Source organism: Cryobacterium sp. N21, assembly GCF_002929575.1.
GTDB lineage: Bacteria > Actinomycetota > Actinomycetes > Actinomycetales > Microbacteriaceae > Cryobacterium > Cryobacterium flavum.
Genome location: NZ_PJJQ01000018.1, coordinates 1 through 21,216, shown reverse-complemented (window position 1 = coordinate 21,216; position 21,216 = coordinate 1). Strand labels below are relative to the sequence as shown.

Annotated in this window: 25 protein-coding genes and 1 pseudogene; 22 read left to right on the top strand and 4 right to left on the bottom strand. The window is 62.7% G+C overall.

Annotated features, from left to right (window positions below; all coding sequences use genetic code 11):
- The 3 genes from CXY77_RS20015 to CXY77_RS00855 form a co-directional block, all read left to right on the top strand.
- Positions 1 to 225, top strand: a 225-nt coding sequence (locus tag CXY77_RS20015) for a hypothetical protein (RefSeq protein WP_158252727.1), incomplete at its 5' end; no start/stop codon positions are given.
- 148 nt (positions 226 to 373) lie between these two features.
- Entirely contained in the window at positions 374 to 628 is a 255-nt protein-coding gene (locus CXY77_RS00860) for an AbrB/MazE/SpoVT family DNA-binding domain-containing protein (RefSeq protein WP_199181823.1), read from the top strand.
- Between the two features lie 8 nt (positions 629 to 636).
- The gene (locus CXY77_RS00855) at positions 637 to 1,020 is read left to right on the top strand and encodes a PIN domain-containing protein (protein ID WP_158252726.1); all 384 of its coding nucleotides are present in this window, start codon (positions 637 to 639) and stop codon (positions 1,018 to 1,020) included.
- Between the two features lie 20 nt (positions 1,021 to 1,040).
- Here the strand turns inward: CXY77_RS00855 and CXY77_RS00850 are convergent, their stop codons facing one another.
- Genes CXY77_RS00850 through CXY77_RS00840 form a run of 3 tightly spaced genes read right to left on the bottom strand, consistent with a single transcriptional unit; the run spans position 1,041 to position 4,110 of the window.
- Positions 1,041 to 1,343, bottom strand: a complete 303-nt coding sequence (locus CXY77_RS00850) for a hypothetical protein (RefSeq protein ID WP_092338863.1) — start codon at positions 1,341 to 1,343, stop codon at positions 1,041 to 1,043.
- Complete coding sequence (locus CXY77_RS00845) at positions 1,340 to 2,695, bottom strand: acyclic terpene utilization AtuA family protein (RefSeq protein ID WP_198412734.1); 1,356 nt, start codon at positions 2,693 to 2,695, stop codon at positions 1,340 to 1,342. The genes CXY77_RS00850 and CXY77_RS00845 overlap by 4 nt, the downstream gene beginning before the upstream one ends.
- Positions 2,692 to 4,110, bottom strand: coding sequence for a CitMHS family transporter (locus CXY77_RS00840; protein WP_233197145.1), 1,419 nt, complete (start codon positions 4,108 to 4,110; stop codon positions 2,692 to 2,694). Before CXY77_RS00840 ends, CXY77_RS00845 begins: the two co-directional genes overlap by 4 nt.
- A gap of 79 nt (positions 4,111 to 4,189) precedes the next feature.
- On the opposite strand from CXY77_RS00840, the gene CXY77_RS00835 reads away from it, so the two are divergent.
- The 13 genes from CXY77_RS00835 (at position 4,190) to CXY77_RS00780 (ending at position 15,542) form a co-directional block, all read left to right on the top strand.
- Positions 4,190 to 5,080, top strand: coding sequence for a LysR family transcriptional regulator (locus tag CXY77_RS00835; RefSeq protein ID WP_199181822.1), 891 nt, complete (start codon positions 4,190 to 4,192; stop codon positions 5,078 to 5,080).
- Positions 5,081 to 5,126: 46 nt separating this feature from the next.
- Positions 5,127 to 5,636, top strand: coding sequence for a hypothetical protein (locus tag CXY77_RS00830; protein ID WP_104129416.1), 510 nt, complete (start codon positions 5,127 to 5,129; stop codon positions 5,634 to 5,636).
- Positions 5,637 to 5,789: 153 nt separating this feature from the next.
- Positions 5,790 to 6,497 (top strand): hypothetical protein, encoded by a 708-nt coding sequence (locus CXY77_RS19770; RefSeq protein WP_140425431.1) that lies wholly within the window; start codon positions 5,790 to 5,792, stop codon positions 6,495 to 6,497.
- A gap of 52 nt (positions 6,498 to 6,549) precedes the next feature.
- Positions 6,550 to 8,589, top strand: a complete 2,040-nt coding sequence (locus CXY77_RS00825) for a DUF2075 domain-containing protein (protein ID WP_199181821.1) — start codon at positions 6,550 to 6,552, stop codon at positions 8,587 to 8,589.
- Between the two features lie 217 nt (positions 8,590 to 8,806).
- Entirely contained in the window at positions 8,807 to 9,133 is a 327-nt protein-coding gene (locus CXY77_RS00820) for a hypothetical protein (RefSeq protein WP_092338855.1), read from the top strand.
- On the top strand, positions 9,130 to 11,148 hold the full coding sequence (locus CXY77_RS00815) for a UvrD-helicase domain-containing protein (protein WP_104129414.1): 2,019 nt from the start codon (positions 9,130 to 9,132) through the stop codon (positions 11,146 to 11,148). The genes CXY77_RS00820 and CXY77_RS00815 overlap by 4 nt, the downstream gene beginning before the upstream one ends.
- The gene (locus CXY77_RS00810; protein WP_104129413.1) at positions 11,148 to 11,834 is read left to right on the top strand and encodes a topoisomerase DNA-binding C4 zinc finger domain-containing protein; all 687 of its coding nucleotides are present in this window, start codon (positions 11,148 to 11,150) and stop codon (positions 11,832 to 11,834) included. Before CXY77_RS00815 ends, CXY77_RS00810 begins: the two co-directional genes overlap by 1 nt.
- A gap of 80 nt (positions 11,835 to 11,914) precedes the next feature.
- Positions 11,915 to 13,141, top strand: coding sequence for an exonuclease domain-containing protein (locus tag CXY77_RS00805; RefSeq protein WP_104129412.1), 1,227 nt, complete (start codon positions 11,915 to 11,917; stop codon positions 13,139 to 13,141).
- A gap of 148 nt (positions 13,142 to 13,289) precedes the next feature.
- Complete coding sequence (locus tag CXY77_RS00800; protein ID WP_104089779.1) at positions 13,290 to 13,988, top strand: vWA domain-containing protein; 699 nt, start codon at positions 13,290 to 13,292, stop codon at positions 13,986 to 13,988.
- A gap of 299 nt (positions 13,989 to 14,287) precedes the next feature.
- Positions 14,288 to 14,536 (top strand): type II toxin-antitoxin system Phd/YefM family antitoxin, encoded by a 249-nt coding sequence (locus CXY77_RS00795; RefSeq protein WP_104129411.1) that lies wholly within the window; start codon positions 14,288 to 14,290, stop codon positions 14,534 to 14,536.
- On the top strand, positions 14,533 to 14,790 hold the full coding sequence (locus CXY77_RS00790) for a type II toxin-antitoxin system RelE/ParE family toxin (protein WP_104129410.1): 258 nt from the start codon (positions 14,533 to 14,535) through the stop codon (positions 14,788 to 14,790). The genes CXY77_RS00795 and CXY77_RS00790 overlap by 4 nt, the downstream gene beginning before the upstream one ends.
- A gap of 3 nt (positions 14,791 to 14,793) precedes the next feature.
- On the top strand, positions 14,794 to 15,006 hold the full coding sequence (locus CXY77_RS00785; RefSeq protein WP_104129409.1) for a hypothetical protein: 213 nt from the start codon (positions 14,794 to 14,796) through the stop codon (positions 15,004 to 15,006).
- A 185-nt stretch (positions 15,007 to 15,191) separates the two neighbouring features.
- A complete protein-coding gene (locus CXY77_RS00780) occupies positions 15,192 to 15,542 on the top strand; it encodes a hypothetical protein (RefSeq protein ID WP_158252725.1) in 351 nt (116 codons plus the stop codon).
- A gap of 201 nt (positions 15,543 to 15,743) precedes the next feature.
- Here the strand turns inward: CXY77_RS00780 and CXY77_RS00775 are convergent, their stop codons facing one another.
- A complete protein-coding gene (locus tag CXY77_RS00775; protein WP_104089784.1) occupies positions 15,744 to 16,118 on the bottom strand; it encodes a YccF domain-containing protein in 375 nt (124 codons plus the stop codon).
- 392 nt (positions 16,119 to 16,510) lie between these two features.
- Here CXY77_RS00775 and CXY77_RS00770 point away from each other — a divergent pair, with 392 nt between their 5' ends.
- The 6 genes and pseudogenes from CXY77_RS00770 to CXY77_RS00745 all read left to right on the top strand — a co-directional run.
- The gene (locus CXY77_RS00770) at positions 16,511 to 17,029 is read left to right on the top strand and encodes a hypothetical protein (RefSeq protein ID WP_104129408.1); all 519 of its coding nucleotides are present in this window, start codon (positions 16,511 to 16,513) and stop codon (positions 17,027 to 17,029) included.
- Positions 17,030 to 17,054: 25 nt separating this feature from the next.
- Entirely contained in the window at positions 17,055 to 17,267 is a 213-nt protein-coding gene (locus CXY77_RS00765; RefSeq protein ID WP_104089787.1) for a hypothetical protein, read from the top strand.
- 77 nt (positions 17,268 to 17,344) lie between these two features.
- Positions 17,345 to 17,785 (top strand): hypothetical protein, encoded by a 441-nt coding sequence (locus CXY77_RS20280; protein ID WP_199181820.1) that lies wholly within the window; start codon positions 17,345 to 17,347, stop codon positions 17,783 to 17,785.
- A gap of 139 nt (positions 17,786 to 17,924) precedes the next feature.
- Positions 17,925 to 18,467, top strand: coding sequence for a PadR family transcriptional regulator (locus tag CXY77_RS00755; RefSeq protein ID WP_104129406.1), 543 nt, complete (start codon positions 17,925 to 17,927; stop codon positions 18,465 to 18,467).
- Between the two features lie 55 nt (positions 18,468 to 18,522).
- On the top strand, positions 18,523 to 20,172 hold the full coding sequence (locus tag CXY77_RS00750; RefSeq protein ID WP_104129405.1) for an AarF/ABC1/UbiB kinase family protein: 1,650 nt from the start codon (positions 18,523 to 18,525) through the stop codon (positions 20,170 to 20,172).
- Between the two features lie 345 nt (positions 20,173 to 20,517).
- Positions 20,518 to 21,216, top strand: a pseudogene (locus tag CXY77_RS00745) (hypothetical protein); the annotation flags it as partial.

Genomic DNA, 21,216 nt, shown 5'->3' with positions numbered 1-21,216 from the left:
CGCGCCAGCACCACCCCCGCCGACCGCGCCAGCACCACCCCCGCCCAACCCGTGGACCTCCGTCTGGAACACCGACAACGCCGACAACCCCGACCCGCAACCTTTCTAGGATCGATCCTGCTGGTGCTGCTGCCCGGTAATCTTGTGGTGATCGGCGTCGTGACCGTACTCTGCTCCCTTCTGCCAATTGTCGGCATCGTCGTGCGGCTGACGCAGCTCGCCTGACCCAGCTGAAATTCCAGAGTGGATGCTGGCACCGACTCCCAATCAAATCTGGATCGCGCCGGACGAGTTTCGGAATCAGCTCAGTGAGCCGGCGTGGTTGAGCAAATGACTCTCGCCGTGCTGCCTTACGCCACCTAAAATGTAAGTCATGAAGGCGATCGTGACTTTGAGCAGCAAGGGCCAACTAACGCTTCCCGCAGCAGTGCGCAAAGCCCTACAGCTTGAACGCGGTGATCGACTGGAAATCTCGATCGACGAAGCCAGCGGCACGATCAACAAAGCGCCGGTGGCGCACATCGAAGCCCTCAGTGCACGAATCTCCAGCTACGCGACGATCGTCGAGCCCGTCACAGACGTCGACGCCTACTACCAGGAACACCGTCACGACGAGAGCGCACATTGAGCGCATCCTTGGACGCAAATGTCGTTCTTCGATTGCTGCTGAACGATGTGCCCGAACAGCACGACGCCGCTGTGGCGCTGCTTCACACGGGCGGCACCTTTGTCGTGTCCGATATCGCACTCGTCGAGACAGCGTTCGTGTTGGGGCACACGTACGGGCTCAATCGTGAGCAGCAGCGAGAAGCCATTCATGGTCTCGTGAATCTGCCCCAAATCGTCGCCAATGCCGCCCTGTTCGATCGCGTACTGGCTTTGTTCGTCGGGCATCCCAACCTGTCGTTTGAGGACTGCTACCTCGTGACGTCGGCAGAGCTGACATCGAATCAGCCGCTATACACCTTCGACCGCAAATTGGCCAGCCAAACGGATGCTCGCCTGCTGGTGACCGCCTAGCGACCCGCGCGTCAGACTCGCTACAGGTCCAAACTCAGCAGGTGGTAGCTCAGCGTCTTCCCGTGTCCGTCGAGGGTGGGCGACCCCGTCACACCGCCGCCGAGCACGCCCGGCAGCTCGAACACGAAACCCGGCAGCTGTGGCAGGGCTGTGCGTCGCACGTCGCCGGTGACCAGATCGCCGAAGTGCGCTGCAACCACCGCGCCGGTCAGACGATGCAGTAAATACCGAAACGACTCGTCGTCGCGGGGGAACACCGCCAGAATCAGCGTCGACCCTTTGTCGCCGGTGCGAACATCCGCCAACAGATCGAGCGCGGTCATTTTGTCACCTCCAGTAGGTGCACGTCGGTGGGCACCAAATGCCGCGGAATCAGGCACGACCTGATCGACAGCACCTCGGTGGTTGAGCGACGGGCCCCGCCACCAGCGGCTGGGCCGTTCGTGTAGAGGGCCTCGACTTCCCAGCCCACGGCATCCGCTGCGTCAAAGCTGGCGGCTTGGGCGGTGACGCGCAGGCGCACTTCATGGGGGTCGCTGCGGGCGTCCAATCCACGGAATGCGGCGCCGGCGCCGATGAACTCGACGAAGATGTTCTCGGCGGCAAGGCCGTGCACCTCGCGCAGCCGCTGTCGCACGATGTCGCCGGCGAGCTCGGCGCGCTGCAGCGCTCTCGGGCCGGCATAGCTGATCTGCCCCTCGCCGAGCCAGCCGCCGCGAAAGCCGAGGGTTACTTTCAGTTCGTCGGGGCGGATGCCGCCGGTCGCGCCCTCGACGGCGACCCGGTCGGTCGCTACCTGCGAGAACGACACTCCGGTGAAATCTGCGGTGACGTCGGGTGTGAGGTACGCGACCGGGTCGCCCACTTCGTAGAGCAGCTGTTCCGCGCAGGTGCGGGTGGTGAGCGTGCCGCCGGAGCCGTCGAGCTTGCCGAAGACGGCCGAGCCGTCGGCCCGCACGTCGGCGAACGGAAACCCCAGGTAGGCCAGGTTTGGCACCGGCTTGGTCACCGGATCCGCATAGTAGCCGCCCGTGAGTTGCCCGGCGCATTCGAGAAGATGCCCGACCGCAGTTCCCGCCCCGAGCGTTGCGTAGTCGGAAGCCTGCCACCCGAATTCGAACGCGAGGGGCGCGAGATAGAGCGAAGGATCAGCGAGGCGACCGGTGATCACAACGTTGGCGCCGAGTTCGAGCGCGGGAATCACCGCACCAGCACCGATATAGGCATTTGCCGAGACGAGTTCTTCGGCGTGCTCCGACAGATGCCGACCGGTTTCCCAGACAACGGGGTTGTGGCGACGCACCTGCTCGAGCACGTCGTCGCCGGTGACGGCGGCGACACGTACCGGCCCGGCCGCGACCTCGGCGGCGGTGCGAGCCACGAGCTCTGCGGCGGCGACGGGGTTCGCTGCACCGGCGTTGGTGACCACGGTCGTGCCGTTGGCCGTCGTGTGGGGCAGTACCGCGCGCATCCGCTTGTCGAGCAGCGGGTCAAAGCCTGCGTTCGAGTCGATCAGGCGACGGGCCTGGCCGGTGGCGACAGTGCGCTCACCGAGACACTCGAAGATGAGGTAGTCGAGCTCGCCGCGTTCGGCGAGGTCGCGGGCCGGGTCGATGCGGTCACCCGAGAATCCCGCGCCGGCGCCGAGCCGCAGCGTGCTGCGCGCGGTGCTCACGCGGCCCACAGGGGGATGACACCCGTGGCGATGGCGACGGCGAGCATGCCGAGGCTGACCAGCCAGGCCCAGCCGATCATGTGGCGAATATGCCGGCCGATGTCGACCTGGCCGAGGCCCACGAGCAGGTAGAACGCTCCGGTGAGCGGGCTGATGGGGAATCCCATTGTTTCTTCTCCAATGACTGAGGCCTGCGCGAGGTGCAGTGCGCTGATGCCGAACTGGTCGCCGACGCCGACGAGCACCGGCAGAAAGCCGAAGTAGTAGGCGTCCGGCCCGAAGACGAGGCTGAGCGGAACGCCGATGATGCCCACGATGAGCGGGAGCGCCGGCATGATCGCGTCGGGAATGAGCAACGCCGTGCTCGTGGCCATCGCGTCGATCATGCCGCTGCCCTCGAGCACGCCGAGCAGCACGCCAGCGGCGAGCAGGGTGCTCGCCATAAGCATCGCGCCCTTGGCGTGCGCGTCGAAGCGCTCGCTTTGAATCTTGAGTCCGGGGTAGTTGATCACCAGGGCGAGGCTTGCGGCGACCATGAATACCATCGCGGGGGAGGCGACGGCCGAGATGAGTGTGGCCAGCGTGGCCACGAGCAGAATGGTGTTCACCCACATGAGCTTCGGGCGAAGCAGGGTCGACTGCAGTGTCGCCTGATCGGTCGCCACGCCGCCCGAGGTGGGTTCAGTAAACAGCTCAGTCGCCATTGGCCGAGAACGGATGCCTGCAGCGTCCCCGCCGCGTGCGCCAGACCACCCGAACCAACGCGGTGCGGGGGAGAAATCGCCGAGTGCGACACGTTCCAGGCGGCGTGCTTCTCGACGACCCAGCAGGTAGGCCACACCGAGGGACATCAGGATGCCCGCGATCTGCGCCGGAATGAGCGGCACCCAAATCTCGTTGGCGTCCACGTTGATGGTGGCCGCGGCGCGGGCGGTCGGTCCGGCCCAGGGCATCAGGTTCATGACGCCGGCGCCGAGACCGACGCAGGTCGTGAGGACGAGACGACTCATGCCGAGTCGCTCGTAGAGTGGCAGCATGGCGGGGATCGCGATCAGAAACGTGGTGGCGCCGGCGCCGTCGAGGTGCGCCACGATGGCCAGGGCAGTGGTCGCCACGGTCACGGTGGCGGGCGCGCTGCCAGCGAGTTTCACGATGCGGTTGATCACAGGGTCGAACAGCCCGGCGTCGCGCATCACGCCGAAGAACAGAATGGCGAACACAAACATGGCGGTGACGCCGACCACTCCGGAGAGCCCGTCCTGAATGAATCCGGCGATTTCGAGCGGTGAGTTACCGGCCACGAGGGCGGCGAGAATCGGCACCACCGCGAGTGCGATGACGGCGGCCACGTATTGCTTGAGCAGCAGCGCCAGAATGATGGCTATGGTGGCATAGCCCAAAATGGAAAGCATCATTGATCCCCTTAGGTTCTCTCCGAGTCTGCGTCACGACTACCTATGCGGGCCAACATCAGTTGGGCATAAACTCATGCAAATGAGCATAAATCTGACGGTCTCGCATCTGCGTGGCGTCGTCGCCCTTGCCGACTGCGGTAGCTTCACGGCCGCTGCACGGTCGCTCGGCCTCGCGCAATCCGCACTCAGTCGCACGATCGCCGATGCGGAACAACGTCTGAACGTGAGCCTGTTCGTGCGCACAACACGCAGCGTGCACGCCACCGCCGATGGGCGGGAGGTCGCCGAACACGCCCGCCGTATTCTGCTCGGGTTCGACGCGGGAATGCGCGACATCGAGAGTTTTCTCACCGGCGATCGCGGTTCGGTCTCCATCGCGTGCCTTCCCTCCCTCGCCGCGACCTTTCTCCCGCCGCACGTTCTGGCATTTCGGCAGGCGAACCCGGGCGTGCGGGTCTCAATCAAAGACGGTCTGCTCGCGAACACACTCGCTGAGGTGCGCGCCGGCACGGTTGACATGGCGGTGGTCGCCACCACCGGTCCGCTGGCAGGACTGAATCAGGAACCCATCGGCACAGACTCGTTTTATTGCTCTGTTCCGCGTACCCACCGTTTCGCGTTGCGTGCCTCGGTCGGCTGGCAGGAGCTGGCCGGCGAGGCCTTCATTGCATTCGGCCCCGACAGCAGCATTGAGAGCATCGCCCGGCGCGCCCTTGCCGATGCCGGCGCACAACTCGGCTCGATCATTCCCGCGGAGAATGTGGGTGCTGTGGCCGGACTGGTGGCCGCCGGCCTCGGCATCACGGCTGTTCCCGGCATGGTGCTGCCGATGATGCAATTCGCCGACCTCGCGCACATTCCACTCACGCCTACGGTGACCCGCAATATTTCCATCGCTTACCTGCCTGGGCAGCGCCAGACAGCCTGCACGCGGGCGTTCATCGAGGTTCTGCGGGCTGCTCGGGCCTGAGCGTGTGTCTTCAACCGCAGCTGAGAATGTCTGACAAGATCTCAAAATGACCAACTCTGAGCTGCACAGTTTGAGTGTCGGGGAACTGATCGACACCTATTCCGGCATCCTTGACGAACTCCGCCAGCGCGGACTTATTCGCACGAAGAACGCCCCGGTTGGTGACCTCGCCGAGTACGCGGCCTCGATCGCCTACGACGGCATCCTGGAGAAGGACTCCGCCAAGTCGTATGATCTGCTCGCCGGTGACGGTCGTCGCGTGCAGGTGAAAGTGCGGAACGTCGTCGCGGATACCAGCCCATCGCAGATCTTCTCCGCGATCAGGTCTGATGGATATGACGTATGTCTATTCGTGCTCGTCATAGATAACTGGGTGACCCTGGCCAAGGAATGGTCGCCGGCTGATGTCAAAGTGCATGGACGGTATCAGGCGCACACGAACTCCGTCGTGGTGCAGGTTGGGACAGTGATGGTGAACGGCACCGATGTCACACCGCTGCTGCAGTCGGCGTGGACAGACATGCGGGCAATCGTGGCCACGGCCGACGACGTCTAAATCGGCTGCCCGGCATCGTGAAGAACGATGGCTCTATCTGAACTCCTCAACATTCGACTAGCGTTGCTCGTTAGAAGCATTACGCCCCGAACTGGGTGCAGAAGCATGTGGCAATCGCCGTGGGACCAATTTCCGTACTTATAGGGTAAAAATATGCCCGAACAAGAAACTGCTCAAGTGCCTGATGAACTGTTGAAATCGCCTGACGACAATCACAATTCTCTGGCTGACCAGCCAGACCTGGAAGTGCCCGAGGAACGCGTCGGTAGCGAGTCCTCCCTAACAAGAGTTTGTTCCTCCTGCAGCGTTCAGTCTCAGACCCAGGGGGAATTCTGTCCTAATTGCGGCAAGGGCTTTCTCAAAGTGAATGCGTGGAAAAACCGAAGAGTGCGGGTGACAGCAATCGTCATTGCTGCCGTGGTGCTGCTCGGTGGGGCCAGCGCGGCGATTGCAATGACTATCGCGCACAATGATGAAGTCGTAGCCGCCGAAGCGTCTGCGAAAGCAGCAAAAGTCGAAAAGGAGAGTGCGGCAGCGCGATTGGCCGCATCGGTAAAAGCCCAAGAAGTGGCCGATGATGCCGAGCGGGCAGTTCGTCTATCGATGGTGGGTGAAGTCGAAGGTTCAATCACCACGGACGCCCAGAAAAAGGTCAGTGAGGAGACTCTCGAAGGCCCTATCCTGCGGTCGTCTTGCACGCCACTCGGAGGTGGCTCCACGGACGATCTCACGGCGCTCACTACAACATATTCCTGCATAGCGATTAGCACGGAAAATGCTGACGGAACAGCTAGCGGTTACAGATTTTCTGCGACAGTGAATTGGAATGACGGGTCATATACGTGGCACCTTGGTGACTAAGTAGGGTGTGCAAAGCTAAATCACTGCTTGTTGCGAATAAATGGGGGACCGCTTGAGCCGAACAATTGCACGCGCCTACTATTCAGCGCCTGTCCATGAGTATCTTCGAGAGGCCTCAAGCACTGTTCTCGGGCGATTGATTGCGGACGCAAGAAATGTCGAGCAAACGCAGCTTGTGGCATGGCAGCAGCAGATCGAAATCCTCAAACGAGAGCTCGCAGTGGATCCGCTGGGCGATGTGTATTTTGAGTTCTCAATTCCGCGAGTTGGCCGGCGAGCCGACGTCGTTGTTGTTAAGGACTCGGCAATCTTCGTACTTGAATTCAAGGTCGGGGCAGAGAATTTTGACGCCGCTGACATACGACAGGCGGAGGGTTACGCAATTGATCTAAAGAATTTCCATAGCACCTGCGAAAACGTGCCTATTATTCCTGTGCTGATTTGCACGCGTGCGCAGGTACGGGAAGTGGAACTCGTCTTCAACGAAGACAAAGTAGCGGCGCCAATTCTCTCAAACGGCCACAATCTCGGGTGGATTCTTTCGAGTGTTACAGGAGAAGCCAACCTAGCGCCTATTGACGCCACGCAATGGGCGGGTGGAACATATAACCCCACCCCGACGATTATTGAAGCGGCGCAATATTTGTATGCAAACCACAGCGTTGTCGAAATTAGCCGGAGTGGAGCGACGGCTGAAAATCTGTCGCTGACAACTGAAACAATTCAGGAAGTAGTGCGAAGCTCTCGCAAACGGGGCAGGAAGAGTATCTGCTTTGTCACTGGAGTGCCGGGATCGGGCAAAACCCTCGCTGGCCTGAATATTGCAACGGTTCTCGACAGTGAGGACCAACAACTTGAACAGGACTTGGCGGTTTTTCTGTCAGGCAACGGGCCGTTAGTGACGGTACTTCGGGAGGCGCTGGCCCGCGATACTAAGATCCGTAACCCTGAGGCATCCATTACCAGTGCGCGGCGAGAAACTGAACGATTCATTCAAAATGTTCACCACTTCCGGGATGAAACGATGCGCGACCCAAAGGCGCCACGTGAGCGCGTCGTAGTTTTCGATGAAGCGCAAAGGGCCTGGGACAAGGCTCAGACCGTCAAATTCATGTCGCAGAAGAAGGGCATTGTGGACTTCGATATGTCCGAGCCGGAATTCCTGATAGGAGTAATGGATCGGCACGTCGATTGGTGCGTTGTTGTTGCTCTGATTGGGGGTGGACAAGAAATCAACACTGGCGAGGTCGGTCTGCCGGGCTGGTTCGACGCCCTTAAGCTGAAGTATCCCGAATGGGATGTGTACTTCTCTTCCCAATTGTCAGACGATGCCTACGATGGAGGGGACCTTGACTTTGCTGAGCTTGCGTCAGACGTACGAGTCGCAGAATCAAGGCCGGGGCTTCATCTATCGACGTCGATGCGGTCCTTTCGGGCCGAATACCTTTCACGCATGGTTCATTATTTGATTAACAATGAGCCAGGCTTGGCTCAAATTGAATATCGGAAATTCCAGGCGGACTATCCCATATATATTACTCGAGACATTGGCGATGCTCGCGCCTGGCTAGTTCACCAGAATCGCGGAACAGAATCGCGCGGCGTTCTCGCCTCCTCGGGCGGAATGCGGCTGCGACCTTATGGAATTCACGCGTCGAATCGCCTTGAACCGGCGCAGTGGTTCCTCAACGAACCATTGGATGTCCGTTCGAGCGATGCTATGGAGCTCGTCGCAACAGAGTTCGACATTCAGGGTTTGGAGCTCGACTGGTCCCTCATCGGTTGGGACGCGGACCTGCGTCATACCGGGAAAGAGTTTAAACACTGGCAGTTCAAGGGAACGGCTTGGCAGGCCCGCCGTAGTGCCAGCAGCCAACGATTTTTAGAGAACGCCTATCGCGTACTCCTTACCAGAGCTCGCCAAGGAATGGTCATTTTTGTGCCAATGGGAGATGCGAGCGACCCTACGCGTGCATCCGAGTTCTACGACGGAACCTACGAGTACCTGCGTAGATGCGGGCTGGAGGGCTTGACTAGCCGCGAAACGATTACTGCACTTGTTGTCGGCGACGGCGACGGCGACGGCGAATGAGCAAATCACTATGCCAGTAGGAATGGGGCTGCTCCACAGATGTGCGTGTTCATTGGCTGAGGTACCCATCCCTTGGCCAAGCCTGAGGCCGATGAGTAGTTACAGTTCGAAGCATGTGTCAAAGCCCGAAGCGGCCAGGTCCGCTTGCTTCACAAACGTTGCCCGACTGGGAAAGTAGACGTGAATATGGTTTTAGGGGTCGACCATTATTTCTTCCGTGATTGTGTCCCAGTTTGCTGGGATCGCTGCCGTAATGCTGTGGGCGGGTGTCTTGCCATTTGCTGCCTCGTGGATGCTTGACGGCATCGTTCAGGTACTTCGGCACAACGGCCTGAAATTGTTCTGGATGGCTCTTGGCTTCACCATTGTTGTGGCGGGCGCGGGGTACCTCGCCCGGCAATACGGGTTGGGTGCTTCGGACGTTTCTGCAGCCTCGATTTCAGCTATGAGTTCCCTGGCCCAGACCTTTCTCATTTTCACGATTCCGATTTCACTCATCGCATTCATTGGGCGCACGATCAAGCTCATGCGCAAAACCCGATGACCAAACACGACCTCGAAACCTGGCAGCCCTCCGCCTGGGGCAAGGCGCTCACCGGATCCGGTGACTGGCAACTCGCCTTCCACGACGACATCGTCACGGTGACCGTTGCCGGTGCCTCCATCGCGACCGCCGTCGAGGACATCGAGACGGTGGTCGTCACCCGCGGCATGTTCTGGAGCCAGATCGAGCTGCAGGTGGGGGAGCGGGTAGACCGGCTCCGCGGCATCCGCTCGAAAGATGCCGCCGCGTTTGAGCACGCTTTCACCGCAGCACGGCAGTCGTTACAGCTTCGGCAGCTCGCCGCCGAGTTCGACGCGGCAGCCCGCCAGGCGACACTCTGGCTCGACAGCTTCACTGCTGCGCTCACCGAACACCTGCGCACTATGGGCTGGATCACCAGGGAATTCAGCACCGAATGGGCCGCGCGCAAATCTGCCGTCGGCTTCAGTCACCTGCTCGACGAGAAGTCCTTGCGACCGCATATAGCAGCCCAGCCAGCCGACATCGCTGACACGATTGCTCACTGGTCAGAAGACGTGTTTGCCGTCATCGCGCGTGAAAATCAGAACCATCTCGAGCGTGAAACGGATGAGTGTCGGGAATTCTTCGACAGCGTGGAATCGTCGCCTCTGACCCCAGAGCAGACCCGGGCCGTTGTCTGCTTCGACAACCGGATGCTCGTTGTCGCCTCTGCGGGGTCGGGCAAGACCTCCACGATGGTCGCCAAAGCCGGATATGCGCTGCACCGCAATCTCATCCCGGCCGACAAGATACTCATGCTCGCCTTCAACTCGGCGGCAGCCAAACAGTTGCAGCAGCGCACCCGCGATCGCCTCACCCTGCTGGGGCTTGACGCAGACAAGGTTGTTGCTCGCACATTTCACGCCTTCGGCCTCGACATCATCGGTCAGGCCACCGGTAAGAAGCCGTCGCTGGCGCCGTGGCTTGAGGGTGGCAAGGACATTCAGCAACTCGGTCGGATCGTTGACCGACTTCGGGCTACTGATGTCATGTTCCGCTCGGAGTGGGACTTCTTTCGCGCGGTGCTAGCTCGTGACTACCCTGACGATAACGGGGAGAAGGTCGACGCGAGCGAGGGGTTTCAGACATCGCGCGGCGAAACCGTCAAGAGCGCTGGCGAGCGGATGATCGCTGACTGGCTGTTCTTCAACGGCGTCGACTACATCTACGAGAAGCGCTATGAAGTTGAGACCGCTGACCCCACGCACGGGCAGTACCACCCTGATTTCTTCTACCCGGCGATCAACGTTTACCACGAGCATTGGGCGATTGATGCGGATGGCTCGTCGCCCTTCGAAGGCTATCTCGAGGGCGTTGCATGGAAGCGCAAAATCCACCGCAAAAAAGGCACCACTCTCCTCGAGACCACGACGTCGGAGCTGTGGGGTGGACGAGACCTTACCCGCCTGGGCGGCGAGCTCACCGAACGGGGTATCTCCCTGCAGCCCGACGCCGATCGGCTCGCCGTCGGCCAGAAGCCGGTCGAGAACGCACTCCTGCTGGGCACATTTCGTACCTTCCTCATCCACGCCAAAAGCAATTGCCTCACCGAAGAGCAGCTGAGCGAGAACCTCGCAGCGCTCGCCCACGGTCCCGTGCGCTACCGCGACGCGTCGTTCTTGAGACTGTTTACGGCCATCCGTCGGGAATGGAATGAGCAGCTGACGGCTGACGACTGCATCGACTTCGAGGACATGCTGACGCTGTCAGCGCAGCACCTTGAAGATGGCGACTGGCTAAGCCCGTATGACCTCGTAATGGTCGACGAGTTTCAAGACGCAAGCTTTGCCCGCGCCCGACTGGCTCGTGCGCTCGTGAATGCACCTGGGCGCTATCTGTTCGCCGTCGGCGACGACTGGCAGAGCATCAATCGCTTCGCTGGCGCTGATGTCTCGGTCATGACCGGCTTCGAGAACTGGTTCGGCTCGAGTGAGACCATGCGTCTCGAGCGCACCTTTCGTCGACCGCCGAGTATGCCCCAACGGTGGACATAATGACGGTCGACACGGAGAATGCCGTGGCAGCAGCCGTACGTCATCGATTGACGACTTTGCATACCCGCGTGGCGAGTGGCGAGGTCCCCAGCGTCCAGGGGCGCAAGCTGTCGGTGCTCGTACTCGGCCGGTATCGCCACCAGAGCAGTTACTTGGAGGGCTGCAAGCCCCTCGCGGACCTGCTCGACATCTCGTTCATGACGATCCACGCGTCGAAAGGAGGAGAGGCCGACTACAGCGTGATACCCGGCATGGTGTCGGGAAAATGGGGATTTCCGAGCACCATTCCGAACGACCCGGTGTTGCGGCTCGCTATGCCGGCTGCCGAGGAATTTCCGAAGGCTGAGGAACGCCGCCTGTTCTACGTGGCGCTGACCCGCGCCCGCCGCAGTGTGCTTTTAGTCACCATCAACAAACGCGAATCGCGCTTCGTAATGGAACTCATCCGTGATCAGGCCGTGTTGCGCACGAATGCGATCGGCGAGGTGCTGCACTCGGTCGTCTGCCCGCGCTGCGGCCGCGGGTTCATGGTCGAGCGCACCAGTAAACGCGGGGCTTTTCTCGGCTGTCGGCGTTACCCGCGCTGCAAGACTACGCTCGCCCTCGATGGAAGCCCGTCGGTGCCGGTTATGAAGCCGGCCGGCGGGTACCGCAAACCATTCACGCCGTACCGCCGCAACCGCTGACACCCCCGCATCCGTGGGCCGCGCCCGCGTCTACCCCCTCGGTACAGTCAGAAGACCACCTCATTCAGCTCAGGAGCACCATGCCCGGTTTCGCCGTCATCGACTTCGAGACCACCGGACTCTTCGCAGGCGGCAACCACCGGGTCATCGAGGTAGCCGTCGTGCACCTTAGCGCTGCCGGCCAGATCGAAGGCCAGTGGGAGACGCTCATCAACCCCGGGCGTGACCTCGGGCGCCAGGACATCCACAGCGTGCGCGCCGCCGACGTCATGAACGCACCCACCTTCGCCGAGGTCGCCCCACAGCTCGTGGCGCTACTCGACGGCCGCGTCGTCGTCGCCCACAACGCCGCCTTCGACCTGCGGTTTCTGCTCGCCGAACTTGCCCGCGCCGGCTACCCCGTCACCGAACCGGTGATCAGCCTCTGCACCATGCAACTGGCCCGCGATTTTCTGGCCGGAACCGGTCGGTCGCTCGCCGACTGCTGTGCCGCCTACGACATCGATCTCGTCGGCGCCCACCGTGCGTCCGTTGATACCTACGCCACCGCCCAATTGCTCAGCAACTACATTCTCGGTGCTGCCGACCTGGTCTTGTGGGCCGACGCCCTGGATCGCGCTGCCGCCTACCGCTGGCCGACCCTGCCGGTGCCGGAGCGCCCGTGGTACGCGCGGCCGGAATTTGCGACCGAGCAGACGGCATCCGCTTTTCTGGAACGCATCAGTGTGCGCCTGCCCGAAATTACCGGGCCGGCCGAACACCAGGACTACCTCGCCCTGCTCGATCGTTGCCTGCTCGATCGAAAGCTCTCGGTGCACGAAGCGCAGGCGCTCGTGCAGCTTGCCGAGGAGCTCGGCCTCAGCCGCCACCGCTGCGAGCTGCTGCACGGCGAGTATTTCGCCGCGCTCGCCCGCATCGCCTGGGCCGATGGCGTGCTCACCACGGATGAGATGGCTGACCTCGTCGACGTCGCCAACCTGCTCGACATTTCAGCGGATGCCCGGGGCGCCGCACTCGATCAGCCGGAGCCGACATCCGTGGTGGTGGCCAGCGCACACTTCGAACTGCACCTGGGCGATCTCGTGGTGCTGACCGGCGAGATGATGCGGCCCCGCAGCGACTGGGAATCCGAGCTGCTGGCCCGCGGCTTCGCCCCGAAGAGTGCCGTGACCAAGAAGGTCACGCTGCTCGTGGCCGCTGACCCGGACTCCCTCTCCGGCAAGGCGCGCAAGGCCCGCGACTACGGAATTCCGATCGTGGGGGAGGCCGCCCTGGCGCGGTTGGCGGGCGTGTTTCCGCTGCGCTGATCGCGGAACGACATCGATTCACCGCGTCGGAGTTTGCTATCGCGCGAGCCCCGCCGCACTGCTGTGCTGCGCTGTGCATGGAGCCATGTCGGTGGCTCCTGCCACACTCAACTTGTTCCCGCCGGGAGCAACTTCTGAGGGGAACACCATGACTGATCCGAACTACACCGCCATGCTGCTGGTCATCGATCGCAGCGGCTCGATGGCGGGCATCCGTGATGACATGGTGGGCGGCCTCACCACGATGCTCGCCGAGCAGGCGGCCGAGCCCGGCCTGCTCACCGTTGATATCGTCACGTTCGACACCGAGATTGAGACGCAGTGCTCCTTGGCCGACCCGAAGAACGTCACGATCTCGCTCGAGCCGCGCGGCGCCACGGCGCTCTTCGACGCCATCGGTCAGTCGGTCACCGGCTTCGGCCGGGTTCTCGCGGCGTTACCCGAGCACGCCCGCCCCGAAACCGTGCAGGTCGTCGTCGTCACCGACGGCGATGAGAACTCCAGCCGGGAGTTCGGCCTCGAAGCCGTGCGCACTCTGGTTACGCGTCAGAAAGAGCAGTACAACTGGGACTTCATGTTTCTCGGGGCCAACCAAGACGCCGTGCTGTCGGGGGAGCGCCTGGGCTTTGACGCCGGCAGTTCGATGACTTTCATGGCGAGTACCGACGCGGTGTCGAACATGAGCGCCTCGATGGGGCGTTACGTGAAAGACGTGCGCGGCAAGACCAAGCGCATGTTCGACGACGAAGAGCGGTACAGCTCCATGATGCCGGCCCCGGAGGCGCCCATCCGACCGGCTGAGACATCGCCGAAGCCGGCGAGGGGCAAAAAGGTCGAGAAGCCCTAGCAAAGCTCGGGGCCCTAGCTGCTAGGGCTGGTCGAGTGGTCGCCCGAGGACGGCGATCGCCGCGAACGGGAGGCTCGCCATGACCGATTTAGGGCCTTTGGCGGGCCCCCTCGGCTTGACCGGCGCCCACCATCGCGCACCCATCATCCGTCAGACGTCAGACGTCATCCGCAGCAGCCGGATGGCTATGAGGGCGAACCAGAACCTGAGTTCATGGCCACCCGACGGAGCACCGTGCGCCCGGCTGCAGATCTGCACTGCACATGTACATCGCGATCACGCTGATGTACATTTGAGGCATGTCGAAGTCAAGCGTCACCGACGCCAGGGCGCGCCTATCAGAGTTGATTGCCCAGGCCAGCTCAGAGGCCGTCTTCTTGGAGCGTCGCGGAAAAGTCGCTGCTGTGCTGGTGAGCCCCGAGCAGTACGCGCGCATGCAAGAAGCGCTTGAGGATGCTGAGGATGTCGCGGCGTTTGATGTGGCGATGGCCGACGAGGGCGACAACATTCCCTGGGAGCAGGTCAAAGCGGATCTAGGCTGGATGTGAGCAAATACCGGATCGAATTGCGCCCGGCAGCGGTCAAGGCCCTGCGACGCATTGATCCGCAGGACCGCGGTCGGGTACAAGGCGCCATCGCCCTGCTGGGCGAAGACCCTCGGCCGCCCGGGGCGAGAGCGTTGCAGGTTCGGGACGGCTATCGGGTGCGCGTGGGCAGCTATCGGATTATCTACACCATCCGCAACGACATCCTTGTGGTGGTCGTGGTCACTGTCGGCCATCGCGGGGACGTGTACGAGTAGCGCGTGGTACTGCTCGACGGCCGCGTTATCGTGGCCCACAACGCCGCCTTCGACGTTCGCTTTCCCCTCGCGGAACTTGGCCACGCCGGCTACCTGATTACCGTTCCGGGGATCAGCCTCTGCACCTGGCCCGCGACTTTCCCCCGGCACCGCGCGCTCGCTCGCCGACGGCTGCGCCGCCTAGAGCTCTCCACCCACGAAGCCGAGGCGCTCTGATGCGCCAGAACCTCCCTAAATCAGCCCTGTCCGAGGGCCGCGGGGCGGCTACGTGTTGGCTAGAGTGCGGAGTGCGGATTGAAGCCCGCCCCGGGTATTCAGGACGATTGTTGGAATGCACGACCATTCAGCCGTTCACCCTGCAACGGGATCGAACGCGTCGAGCTAGCGAGAGGACAGCCAGCATGCCGCCGACTTGGCAGCCATCCGCCTGGGGCAAGGTCCTCACCAGCTCCGGCGAGTGGAAACTCGCACTCGACGGCGACACCATCACGGTCACCCTGGGCGGCGTCGATATCGTGACCGCGGTCGAGGACGTCGAGATTGTCGCCGTCACCCGCGGCCTGTTCTGGAGCCGGATCGAGCTGCACGTGGGGGAGTGGGTGAGTCGGCTCTACGGCATCCGCTCGAAGGACGCTGCCGCGTTTGAACGAGCCTTCGCCACGTCACTGCCGAAGAATTCCCCGCAGACACAGAAGCGTCGGTCGTATGGCGATCTCGGCGGGCTCGATCAGCGCAATGGTGGGATTGCGTAGGGAGATTGCGTCGATCGTATGGCGATCTCGACTGCTCCGTTTGAGCTCGGCATGCCCATCGTGCAGAATGCGTTCAACGCGGCCGTTGACTCGTCGGAACAGCGCCCGGTGGCTGCGCGGGAGCCGATCGCTTACTGACCAGAGTCGTGCCTGTCGCCTGCTCCCTGCGATTCCGTGCCGGAGCGGGCGGCATCCGCTTTGCTAGGGCGTGTCGACGATCTGCTTGCCAAGCGGCATGAGCGCGACCGGGATCAGCTTGAAGTTGGCAATGCCGAACGGGATGCCGATGATCGTCACGCAGAGAGCGATGCCAGAGAGTAGGTGCTCTAGGGCGATCCACCAGCCGGCCAGAATTACCCAGACGACGTTGCCCAGAAGAGACCCGACGCCAGCGCCCGGCGCCTCCACCACAGTCTTGCCGAACGGCCAGAGCGCGTAGACGCCGATGCGCGCCGCCGCGATTCCCCACGGGATCGTCACGATGAAAATGCACATGATTACGGCGGCCAGCATGTAGCCAAGGAACAGCCAGAAGCCTGAAAGCACGAGCCAGATGATGTTGAGGAGGGTCTTCATGATGGTTCTATTCTCTCAGGTCGCTGCTGCCGGGTCGCCGAGATTCTCGACCTGGGCCACTGCGTGACATCGTCTATCGCGACTCGATTTCGGGTGCGGCCTTGCCGGCGGCGGACAGCGCCGCTTGCCGTGCGGGCCCGGGATCGAAGACGATTTGACCCAATAGATGAAAGTCGGCGAGGGACGACAGCGTACGGATTTACTCGCTACTGCATCGCGAGGGTTCGGTGCAGCTCCGGCGCGGGGCAAGCAGGCAACTTTCTGATTTTTGCTAAACACTGCGGGCGTGACCTTGACACTGGGCTTGTGTGCTGCCAATATCGGCGCCACACGTGCCTGGCAGGCAGTACCGGAACAAGGACGTTCCAAACCACATCACGGAAGGCAATCCGATGAAACCATACGAGGATGTCAATTTCGGGCGGCCCAGAAAGCGGCTGTTGCGGACATCGGTCGGGGCGGTGATGACGGTTGTTCTCGTGGCGGTGCTTACCGCATGTGGAGGAGCGCGAACGGGCGCACAATTGCTCGACGACGTGGCGAGAGCCTTGGGCCGGAGCCCGTCCGAGGTCAGCGTGCTGGTAAAGGCTCAAACGACAGCGGCGGAATCCAGCGATGACATTTTGCGGCGTTGGGCCGCGCCTTTGCGTGAACCGGGTGCCCTGAGGGACGACGCGTTGACAGTCTCATGCCAGACGGTGATTGATCTTTCGACGTCGGATGAGCCCCTCGACGAGACATCACTTCTGATCCTGGTGAATAATATCGCAGGGCTGGACCCGACCACAGCCAGCATGCTGGAAGTGAGAGAACTGAGTGATGCCGCCTTCAAACAACTCGGGGGAAAGAGCAATGCCCTGAGCATTCAGGTGCAATTGGATCGTTTCAAAGACGCTGTTTGCACGGGATAGGTAAGTGTGCCCCTGCATTCTGAGTGTGGTCAGGGCTCGATCCGCAGCCTTCACGCGCCACGGACACGGGCGCAGACCGAGCACAGGAGCGACCGACGAACTGCGCCTGCATATCGCGACGGCGGTGCTGGGTGCCAGCGAGCCGTTGTTGACAGGGCGGGATGACCTCAACCTGGAACAGGTCAGCGCCGTTCAGCGGGAACTGGTCGCCCACGTCATCTATCGGGTGGTGCGCTGAACTGTATTGCACGGCTAGGTCGCGTCCGCTGTTCGTATTGCATCAGCGCGCTGCCGCCATTCGTGGGAGCATGACGCATGCATAACTTCGTGAGCGACATCGTCTATCAGGCTCCGCAGCAAGGTAACTGGTGGCTCAATGGCGGCGGTTGGTTCGTGCTGGCCCTGGTGAATGCGGGCCTGGCCGAGCAGAAGAACCGCTCCCGCTGGAACTGGTTCGTGGTCTCGCTGTTTCTCGGGCCCGTCGCCACGTTCTTCGTCGTCGTATGGGAGCCGGTGACCGAGCCGGCACTCGAGGTGCGGAATCCGTTTGCGCGGGCTGACGATCGCTATCTCACCCTGGCCTTCCTGGCCCTGGTGGGCACGATCGGTGCGCTGCTCTTCACCCTGGCCGGGCAGGCCTGGTACATGTGGCTGGCCAGTGCCGTCGGTGCCGCAGCCGTCGTGGTCTTTCTCCTGCTCTTTCGACGCGCACGTGCAAAGCGGATGCTGGCGCGAGCGCACGCGCGCAGCGTCTGAGACAGGGTCGCGCGTGACTGCTGGCCTGTCTGGGAGCCAGCCCTGAGCATCCGTTTTGGGTGTATCGCTCGCGGCCATCGCTAGGTATCGTTGGCCTATCGCTGTATATCGTTAGCACTTCATACCGAGGAGGCAAATCATGGGCAATTCATTCCCCACCGGCGGGTTCAACGCTGGCAACATCGACGGCATCTGGCAGGCCATGGAACAGTTCCGCTCGCGGTTCGAGAAGCAAACGGGCACCCGAGCCGGCCGCGGTGAGGTGCGCACCGCGGTGCTCGCGCTGCTCGCCGAGCAGCCGATGCACGGCTACCAGATCATTCACGAGATCGAGGAGCGCAGCGGCGGCAGTTGGAAGCCCAGCGCCGGCTCGGTCTACCCGACCCTGCAGCTGCTGGCCGACGAAGGCCTGATCAGCGCCGAGGAGAGCAACGGTCGCAAGATCTACTCGCTCACCGACGAGGGTCGCGAGGCTGTCGCTGACGCCGATACGAGCGCACCGTGGGAAGCCACCGCGTCGACTTCTGGCCACGGCCATGCGGCCCTGCCCAAAGCAGGAATCGAACTCGCCCAGGCGGCCGCCCAGGTCGGGCGCACCGGCTCGCCGGAGCAGATCAAAGAGGCCGTCACGGTGCTCGACGACGCGCGTCGCAAGCTCTACTCGATCCTCGCCCAGGACTGACGGGGTGCCACTGGTTCGACGAGGTAGCTACGATTCGACTTCGGGCGCGGGCAACATGCGCGCCCGCTACCGCCGCATTCTGCGTTTTGCCAGCTGGTATCTGGTGATCACGTGGTGGTTCGAGTTGTTCCTGCCTCGCATCGGGCTGGTGAAAATAGCTGAACGCACACGCTCCAAGCGGATGCGACGCTTCGCCCAGGGTTTCCACGTGCTCGCGGCCGACCTCGGCGGTCTCATGATCAAGGTCGGGCAGTTCATGTCCTCGCGCCTCGACGTGCTGCCGCCCGAGATCACCAAGGAGCTCGAGGGACTGCAAGACGAGGTGGCCCCCGTGCCATTCGGGGCCATTCGCGCCGCCGCCGAGGCGGAGCTGGGTATGCCGCTCGAGCGCGCGTTCACCATGGTCGACGAGACGCCGGTGGCCGCGGCTTCCCTCGGGCAGGCGCACCGGGCACGGCTAAACCCCATCGATGCCGCCGACACCGGTCTCGACACGGTCATCGTGAAGATTCAGCGACCGGGCATCGACGAGATCATCGACGTCGACCTGGCGGCCCTGCGCAAGGTGGGTGGCTGGCTCAGTCACGTGAAGCTGGTCTCCCGGCGGGTCGACATGCCGGCGCTGGTGGAGGAGTTCGCGCTCACCAGCCTCGAGGAGATCGACTACCTGCACGAGGCCGCGAGCTCCGTGCGCTTCGCCGAGGCCTTCACCGACGACGACCGGGTGGGTGTGCCCAGCGTGGTCTGGGAACGCACCACCCGCCGGGTGCTCACCCTCGAAGACGTCACGGCGATCAAGATCACCGATGTTGACGCCCTCGTGGCTGCGGGCATTGACCCGGTGGAGGTGGCCCCGGTCTTCGCGGCGGTCATGTTCGACCAGCTGTTTACGAAGGGGTTTTTTCACGCCGATCCGCACCCCGGCAACATCTTCGTAACGCCTGATGCTGAGGGCGGGTGGAAGCTGACCTTCATCGACTTCGGCATGATGGGCGAAGTACCCACCAGCACCCGCAGCGGCCTGCGCAAGCTGCTGATCGCCGCCGCGTCGCGTGACGGCCGCGGCCTGGTCAATGCCATGCGCGACGTCGGCGTACTGTTGCCCTCGGCCGAGACCAGCGAGCTCGAGCGGGCGATGACGACCCTGTTCGCCCGGTTCGGCGGCATGGGATTCGCCGAGCTGCGCGAGGTCGATCCTCGGGAGTTCCGCGATTTCGCGGTGCAGTTCGGCGACGTTGTGCGCTCACTGCCGTTCCAGCTGCCCGAGAACTTTCTGCTCATCATTCGGGCGATGTCACTCACGTCCGGGGTGTCCAGCGCACTCAATCCCGCGTTCAACCTCTGGGATTCGGTCGAGCCCTACGCCGCGCAGCTGCTGCGCGACGAGAGCGGCAACCTCGTGCAGGACTTCGCGAAGCAGGCCATGGAGACCGTCGGCATTGCCGTTCGTCTGCCGAAGCGACTCGATTCGCTCATCACCCAGTTCGAGGACGGCTCCATTACTGTCGCTACGCCGAGTCTCGAGAAACGCATCACCCGACTCGAGCGCACCGCACGGCAAACCGTGTCGGCGCTGTTGTTCGGCGCCCTGCTAATCGCCGGAGTACTACTGCGAGCGGATGACGCAGTGCTCGGCACCGTACTCATAGTCGCGTCGGTCCCGCCCCTGTTGCACGCGCTGTTCGCCGGGCGTCGCGGGTTCTGAGCGGGCGGGGTCAGCTTTCGCAGCCGACGCCGTCCCGGTCGAGGTGATCTCCGTAGCCCACTCATCGGGGCCGTCCGTGAGAGTGCGGGTCATCGCGTCGTGCTTCGCTGGCGTTGCCCACAATCCGCAGGTTGCCTTGCCCGAAATCTGGCGCGCCACGCAGGCGCACCGGTGCGACATCATCGGTGGCAACCATCCGCGCGGCATTTCTCACAACGCAGGGGGTCGCGTTTTGCTGGCGCTTCTTAGAAAAAAATTCTGAACCTGCGTCAATTTAATTATGAGATTTGCTCGTGTTCAGGGACGATTCGGGCTATAATTGTGGGTGAAGGAGGCACCGACGCCATGACCCTCACCGCCCCGCCTGCCGCAGCCGGTTCGATGCCGCAGGGTTCTCGCGTTGAAGCGGTGGCTCAGGCCGGTGCCATTCTGGCGGCAGCGTTGGACGATGTGCGGTTCGGTCACCTCGACGATGCTGAAGCTGTTGCGGTTCTCGCGGCGTTGGAGGGGCTCGGCCGCAAGGTCGATGGTGCCAGGCTACGCGCCACCACCGACATCGGTGTGCGCGCCGAGACCGACCTTGGCAACGGGTCGCTGGCGTACCGAAACGGATGCCGCAACCGGGTGGAATTCATCACCCAACTCGCCTGCATCTCGGGCCGCGAAGCCAAACGGCGCCTGAAACTCGGTGAGACCGCGGTGGAACGTACCCCGCTGGGCCTGCCTGTCCCGGCGCGGTACCCGGTCATCGCCGACGGCCTGACCAGCGGGGAACTCGGGGTGGAATCGGCCGAGATCATCGCCAGCACCCTCACCGCTCTGCAGGGGAAGGTCCTACCGGGCGACCTCGAGGGGGTTGAGCGCGCACTCGTCGCGACCGCCACCGGGGCCAGCACCCCGGAAACCGCCGGGCTCCCCGGCGCGGGCATCCGCTTCGCGCCCGACGTACTGCGGGCGCAGGCCATGGAATGGCAGGCCCGCCTCGACCCCGACGGCACCGCCCCCAGCGACGACGTGACCGAGGCCAAGAGCACGCTGACGTTC

Coding starts and splice junctions, on each gene's coding strand:
- CXY77_RS00860 (WP_199181823.1), top strand. CDS start 374: ATGAAGGCGATCGTGACTTTGAGCAGCAAGGGCCAACTAACGCTTCCC.
- CXY77_RS00850 (WP_092338863.1), bottom strand. CDS start 1,343: ATGACCGCGCTCGATCTGTTGGCGGATGTTCGCACCGGCGACAAAGGG.
- CXY77_RS00840 (WP_233197145.1), bottom strand. CDS start 4,110: ATGATGCTTTCCATTTTGGGCTATGCCACCATAGCCATCATTCTGGCG.
- CXY77_RS00835 (WP_199181822.1), top strand. CDS start 4,190: ATGAGCATAAATCTGACGGTCTCGCATCTGCGTGGCGTCGTCGCCCTT.
- CXY77_RS00830 (WP_104129416.1), top strand. CDS start 5,127: ATGACCAACTCTGAGCTGCACAGTTTGAGTGTCGGGGAACTGATCGAC.
- CXY77_RS19770 (WP_140425431.1), top strand. CDS start 5,790: ATGCCCGAACAAGAAACTGCTCAAGTGCCTGATGAACTGTTGAAATCG.
- CXY77_RS00815 (WP_104129414.1), top strand. CDS start 9,130: ATGACCAAACACGACCTCGAAACCTGGCAGCCCTCCGCCTGGGGCAAG.
- CXY77_RS00810 (WP_104129413.1), top strand. CDS start 11,148: ATGACGGTCGACACGGAGAATGCCGTGGCAGCAGCCGTACGTCATCGA.
- CXY77_RS00805 (WP_104129412.1), top strand. CDS start 11,915: ATGCCCGGTTTCGCCGTCATCGACTTCGAGACCACCGGACTCTTCGCA.
- CXY77_RS00800 (WP_104089779.1), top strand. CDS start 13,290: ATGACTGATCCGAACTACACCGCCATGCTGCTGGTCATCGATCGCAGC.
- CXY77_RS00795 (WP_104129411.1), top strand. CDS start 14,288: ATGTCGAAGTCAAGCGTCACCGACGCCAGGGCGCGCCTATCAGAGTTG.
- CXY77_RS00780 (WP_158252725.1), top strand. CDS start 15,192: ATGCCGCCGACTTGGCAGCCATCCGCCTGGGGCAAGGTCCTCACCAGC.
- CXY77_RS00775 (WP_104089784.1), bottom strand. CDS start 16,118: ATGAAGACCCTCCTCAACATCATCTGGCTCGTGCTTTCAGGCTTCTGG.
- CXY77_RS00770 (WP_104129408.1), top strand. CDS start 16,511: ATGAAACCATACGAGGATGTCAATTTCGGGCGGCCCAGAAAGCGGCTG.
- CXY77_RS20280 (WP_199181820.1), top strand. CDS start 17,345: ATGCATAACTTCGTGAGCGACATCGTCTATCAGGCTCCGCAGCAAGGT.
- CXY77_RS00755 (WP_104129406.1), top strand. CDS start 17,925: ATGGGCAATTCATTCCCCACCGGCGGGTTCAACGCTGGCAACATCGAC.
- CXY77_RS00750 (WP_104129405.1), top strand. CDS start 18,523: ATGCGCGCCCGCTACCGCCGCATTCTGCGTTTTGCCAGCTGGTATCTG.